General features: G+C 43.4%; 3 protein-coding genes. 2 read left to right on the forward strand and 1 reads right to left on the reverse strand.

The genetic code is table 11. From position 1 onward, the window contains the following. Both NWQ57_RS00285 and NWQ57_RS00290 read left to right on the forward strand, forming a co-directional pair. A partial coding sequence (locus NWQ57_RS00285; protein ID WP_306019899.1) for a TonB-dependent receptor occupies nt 1-330 on the forward strand: 330 nt, incomplete at its 5' end. Between the two features lie 75 nt (nt 331-405). Next, a complete protein-coding gene (locus NWQ57_RS00290) occupies nt 406-2,358 on the forward strand; it encodes a tetratricopeptide repeat-containing sulfotransferase family protein (protein WP_306019901.1) in 1,953 nt (650 codons plus the stop codon). Nucleotides 2,359-2,435: 77 nt separating this feature from the next. On the opposite strand, the gene NWQ57_RS00295 is transcribed toward NWQ57_RS00290, so the two are convergent. Next, nucleotides 2,436-6,056 (reverse strand): VCBS repeat-containing protein, encoded by a 3,621-nt coding sequence (locus NWQ57_RS00295; RefSeq protein WP_306019903.1) that lies wholly within the window; start codon nt 6,054-6,056, stop codon nt 2,436-2,438. Nucleotides 6,057-6,377 lie beyond the last annotated feature (321 nt).

The raw sequence follows: 6,377 nt of genomic DNA on the forward strand, positions 1-6,377 counted from the left end.
GATGCATACGTCACCGAAGATGCTACGCAATTAATCTACGGTACGGGCTCTGGCTTACCCATTCAACAAGAAGCCGCTGCGTATGCAGGTGCATCTTACACAGACTCAAATGGCGAGGTGTTTAAAGGTGGCCGCTATGTGCAAGAAAGTTATGCCATTGCGAATGTGTCAATCGGTGTGATGAAAAATGACTGGAAAGCAGAGTTGTATATTGACAACCTGACTGACGAAAGTGCAGTACTGTATATCGATACGCAACAATTTACGCCCAAAGTGGTGACGAATCGCCCCCGCACCTTGGGAGTTCGCTTGTCCTACGACTTCTATTAATTTAGCCTAAGGTATTAGGGCAGGCCTAAGAGCCTGCCTTTTTTATCGGACGACGTATTAGGAGCACTCCCCCCATTGGACAAGTCCAACATCAACACCATAAAACATGCCCTACAAGCAGGTAATTACGCACAGGCCATTTCGCTTACTAAGCATTGCTTAGCCAATGAATCAGAGCCAGCATCAATTGATGAACTGTATTATATGCTCACCGTGGCTCATCGCTTACAAGGCCAAATACCTCAAGCCTTTGACTCAGTGCAACTCTTAATCCAGCGTCAACCAGACTATGCTCGCGCTCATCAAGAAAAAGCTTATTTACATTTAGCACAACAGCAAACTGACCATGCTATTTCATCGTTCTTAACTGCAACGCGGTTAAACCCCGCTTTGCTGTCGAGTTGGTTACAATTAAAAAGTCTGTACCAGCAACGCAATGAAGTACCTGCTGTTGACTACTGCGTACAACAAATTCGGTTTTTGCAAGGCCTACCAAAGGCAATATGTGGTGCGCGTGATTTAATGTATGAAGGCAAATTATTTGTTGCTGATAATGTGTGTAGGCGGTATTTACAAGCCAATAAACACGATGCCGAGGCCATGCTCTTGTTAGCCGAGATTGGCGTACGTTTAAAGGTGTATCATGACGCTGAATTTCTACTCGAAAGCTGTATCGAACTGCATCCAGATTTTACCAAAGCTAAAATCGAATACATACACCTCTTATCAAAATTGGGTAAGTTCGCCAAAGCGAAAGATGTCGCCCAGACACTGCTGGATGAACAAACTGATAATAGACATTTTTTAGCAGCAAAAGCAGGTGCCATGGTAGGTATTGGTGAAACGCAGGAAGCGATTGCGATCTATCAGTCTATTTTGCAACAACACCCTACTCTCGCCAACATACAATTGATGGCAGGACACGCCTACAAAGCCGCAGGTCAGCTGGATAATGCCATCAACGCTTATCGTTTAGCCTATCATCACAAGCCTGATAGTGGTGATGCCTATTGGAGTTTAGCGAATACCAAAACGTATACCTTCACTCCCCAAGAATTGAGCGATATGCAAGCCTTAGCCGCAGAACAAAAAATTAGCACTGAAGATCGGATCCAATGTTTATTTGCTCTAGGTAAAGCCTTTGAAGATCGACACGAATACGACCTATCATTTGACTATTACCGCATGGGTAATGAGTTAAAAAACACCCGCAGTCGCTACGATAAAAAAGCCCTTGAAGAGCAAATTCAGCAACAACAACGCGTTTACTCAAAAACCTATTTTACCACTCAAAATAATGGGGGCTGCCAAGCACCTGATCCCATCTTTATCGTAGGCTTACCACGGGCAGGCTCAACTCTACTTGAGCAAATTCTCGCCTCACATTCACAGGTTGATGGCACGATGGAGCTACACAATGTATTGAGCCTGGTAAGCCGTTTAGGTGGAAAAAAAGGCCAATATCCCAAGATAGTAGAGTCCCTATCCCCTGATTATTTCGAAAAATTCGGCCAGCAGTACCTCGATGAAACACAATATTATCGCCAAGGTGCGCCCTTTTTTATTGATAAAATGCCCAACAACTTTTTGCATATTGGCTTAATTAAGCGAATTTTACCCAATGCTAAAATAATAGACGCACGCAGAGAGCCTATGGCTTGCTGCTTTAGCGGTTACAAACAACTCTTCGCAGAAGGCCAAGAGTTCAGTTACACCTTGGACAACCTAGGCCACTATTATCAAAGTTATCTGCAGATGATGGCCCATTGGGATGAAGTTTTGCCGGGTTTTGTTTTACGAGTACAACATGAAGAGCTTATCAACGACCTAGAAAGCCAAGTCAGACGTTTGTTAGATTTCTGCGGTCTTCCCTTTGAACAGTCTTGTATCGAGTTTTATAAGACAAAACGTAACATTAAAACGCCTAGTTCCGAGCAGGTTCGCCAGCCCATTTATACCTCGGCGATGGAACAGTGGAAAAATTATCAAAGTCATCTAGACGCCCTCGAACACTACTTTCAGGCATAAGTGGATTTCATAAAAATCAAGCCGCTAATTTAGCGGCTTGATTATTGATAAAACGATGAGAACCCGCTCACGCGGGACTATTTAATCCAATACATTAAACTGCTTGTTGACAACATAAGTTCTATTTTCCCTTCGCTTGTTTGACGTATTTTCAAGCCGTGCGAGGTAGGTAATCCGACTAAAGCAGGACTTGACCATATGATATTACCCAAGGCGCTCGCCTGTGCGATTTGATATTCATTTGTATCATCCCAATAACTAAAATCGCTTCCCTTTTGCGTGATTAAAAATAGGTTTTGCTGCTCTGTCTTAGTAGGATCCACTGCAATATCGAGTACATTAATCGTTAAGGCATTGCGCGCAAGCTCGGTAAAAGTATTGCCATCCAGATCAAATACTACCAACTCTTGACTGGAATAATAGCCATTATCCCCCTGCAAACAAACCAGCTCTAACTCAGCATCAGTATCATAATTAAGCAGTTCTATGCGTGAGCAAGTTTGACTGATAAAGCTCTTTTCTGAAAATGCTGCGCCGTCGATTTGCAAAAATGACAACTTGTCGCCAACGGAAACCAATACTGTAGCCGTGTTGTTTATCCTTACTGGAACAAAATCATTGATAAAGCTGCTAAAGGTATAGTTGGCAATAATATTTTGGTTAGAGATATCGATAGCCTTGAGCACTCGACTATCAGCATAAACAGCGTCGTCAGAGCCATCTGCGTTTAAATCAAATGCCCTAATCATGCCAATATTAGAATCATAACTGCCGCTAGTTTGCCAATGAATACTGTTATCGTTTAACTGCATGGCAGCAAATGCGCCATCGTAGGTAGAAGTGCTAGGCAAAAAGATATCGCCTAAGCCATCGTTATTAAAGTCGGTGACAGCAGCATAAGCGCTGTTATCCCAGTTGGAAGAAATTTCGTCGCTGACCTCATAACTGCCGTTCTCATCAAGGGTTACGATGTGGCTACCACCGTAGCCATTTTGCGAGCTGGGGACAAAAAATACCGCACGTTCTTGATTATCGGTCACATTCGCCCAACCAGCGCTGCTGAAACCATCAAGCTGAGAGCTTATAGCCTCTTCTTTGACCTCTAAGCCAGCACTAACAACATCAGCAACAATAAATTTATTTTCTCCAGAGTGGCTAATGCCGGTTCCCCAATGCAGTTCTAATTTGCCATCGTTATCAGAATCACCACTGATAAGGGACACTGAACCGTGGTCTTGTAAGTCAACTTGCCACAATAATGCGAGCTTGTTATTCACCATTTGATAGACACTAATATTGCCCCATTGACAGTCTCCAACAATCAGTTCATCTCTGCCATCAGCATTTAAATCAGCGCTATGCAAACTGCATGTATTAAAGTTATCAAAGCTATCGAGCTGGGCTTTATTCACCGCAGAATAGACCGCTAGGCTCCCCCACGTATTAGCGCCAGCAATTTCGTCAATACCATCGCCATTATAATCGCCGCTGGTTACGTTATTGTCACCAAATTGAGTACCGCTAAACCATTGGTTTGACCATGTTGAGGTATCGTAAACCAAACCATTATTAGTTATCAGTTCAACATTGCTGTCAGCATCAACGTTGGCAAACTGGATTTGTCTTGCTTCTGACACATTGGTACTAAACAGACTTGTTGCGGGAGCAGCAAACGAAACAACATTCAGTAGCATATTATTATCAGGGTATTGATAGCTAGACGACAGATAGGCAAGTTCAGGACGGCCATCTTTATCAATGTCGCCAACGGCAGCAAAGTGCAGTTCATTTTCGCTGGTTAACAAGGTTGTCGCGGTACTATCGAGGCCATTGATAACACTAATCGTGTTGCCGGTAATAACAATAATCTCTTGCTGGGCATCATCATCAATGTTTGCCGCTAATACTTGTTTAATATTGGCGTCAGCGCCCACTTTAAAAGGGTAAACCCAACTTTGTTGGTAACGTGTTCCATCAAATGCCAGTAAAAAGACACTGCTTCGCCCATCAGTGGATAAAATTTCATTTTTACCATCCCCATCAAAATCCCCTATCCACATTGATTGATTTGACTGGGGTACATTGATGCCCGAACGCGCGAGAGGCAGCGCTTTGTCTGATTCGATCTTTATTGGCACAACCATCTTGTCGCTGATATGGCCATTCGCATCAGGTAAACCAAAGGTAAATTGATAAAACTGAAAAGGAAACAACAAGTCGCTCGGCACATTCCAAGTCACCACACCTGACTCATCAATTTGTGCACCGTCGGGGCCCGATATCATGCTGCTTGTTATATTGGCTTGGATTAAATCTGGATCGGATACTTCAGCTAAAAACTGGACAAGATCACCCGGCTTAACTGAATCAGGAAAATTAGATATTTTTATTTCAGCAGGCGCATCACCCAACTCAATATCAAGGGTTGAACTTTCAACAACGTTCACTCCATCAGACACTAACATTGATACACTGACTACATCGCCGAAAAACGCAGTATAAGGCGGGAAAACGGCTGTATTAAGGTCAGGAACAATTTCGCCATTAACATACCATCTATAACTCACAATTAAGTCTTCGTAGGGCGAATCAGGATCCTCGTAATAACCTTCGCTCACTTCGATGGTGTCGGTGGTATTGAGTGTATCGCCGTAATAATTCCAGTTAGGACTGTACACTCTAGGTGGGAGTGAAAGGTTAGCCAAGGCAACCAATTGCTTCGCGCTAGCGTTACCCTCAAGTAACTCGGTAATATCAGAAAAATAAGTACCAACATCAAATTCACCGTCGTTATCAGAGTCTTGAACATAACGAATATGCTCAGGGCCGAATTCAAAGGCAGCAGATTGTTGGCCGTTTAACAGCATTTTTCCTTGCCAAATATAGGGTGGAAACCCATCGATATCTTCAAAATTAAAAGTCACTTTACCGGCATTAGCAAAAGCCATATCACCATAGATATCAAAGCTCAGCACGTTGCCCCGGCCTTCCACTTCAAGCACAATATCCATCAAGGCTTGTTCGTCATTGTTGATCACGTATAAAACATGTTGCTCAACAAGGTAGGTAAATCGATTTGTACTTAAAAATTCTTCGGCTTTTACGGTTGAGTAACCACTCAATCGCACGGCCTGACCATTGGTCTGCCAACTAAGATTATCAAAATAAAGCGTATAGTCTTCCGCGCTATCACTGATTTCACTAATAGTCATCGCAACCGTACCCGATATTGGGTAGCCAATATAGCCCTGCTCACAATTACTGTAGGTGAGAGTTAAGGTTCCTTTTGAAGCCGAATCTATCTTGCCTTTGTATCTCACCGTACCTTGGTAATCGCAGGCAAAACTAATGTCAATGTTGCCATTACTATCAACTTGGCTTTGAAAGTTTTCGTTACCCACTTCAGGAAAAGCGGCTAATGAATCATAAAATAAGTAGTAATACACCCGTTGAGCAACTTCAGCATTCAGTGCAGCTGCGGATGTCAGCCCAGTGTAACGCTCTTCTGTTAGTTGAGTCGCAGCGGTTTTCAGCTGAACTGCCGAATACGCTTGGGCATTTTGAATAATTTGACTGGGTGTAGGCGGTGGTGGTGTTGAGCCTCCTGAGCCAGAGCCAGAAGCCCCCCCTCCGCCGCCACAACCAGCGAGCGACAATAGCAAAAAAGAAGAGAACAGCAGCTTACAACGTGATTTCATCATCCATCCTTAACTCAAAAAATAGCTTACTCAAACATCAACTTTCATAAGTCGCGGCGTTCGCACGCTGGGGCTGTCTACTCGCTGAATTGACGCAAAATAGTAGAGGATAATCCGGTAAAAAACCATCTCTTTAAAGCTGTTTTTCCCGCTTTATTAACATCTGAAATCCCTTGTAAACGGGTAGGGTTTAGCGTGCTAGTACACTAACGTAGTACTAGGCTTACCACTTTTAGCCAGCGCAACTAAAAGCGCTACGTTTGATTCAGGCAGCTATTTGATGAGTGCTCTAGAAAAGAGCGCGCGGCTGTAGAGAAAATG

Origin of the sequence: Paraglaciecola sp., assembly GCF_030730205.1 — a bacterium.
Taxonomy (GTDB): Bacteria; Pseudomonadota; Gammaproteobacteria; order Enterobacterales; family Alteromonadaceae; genus Paraglaciecola.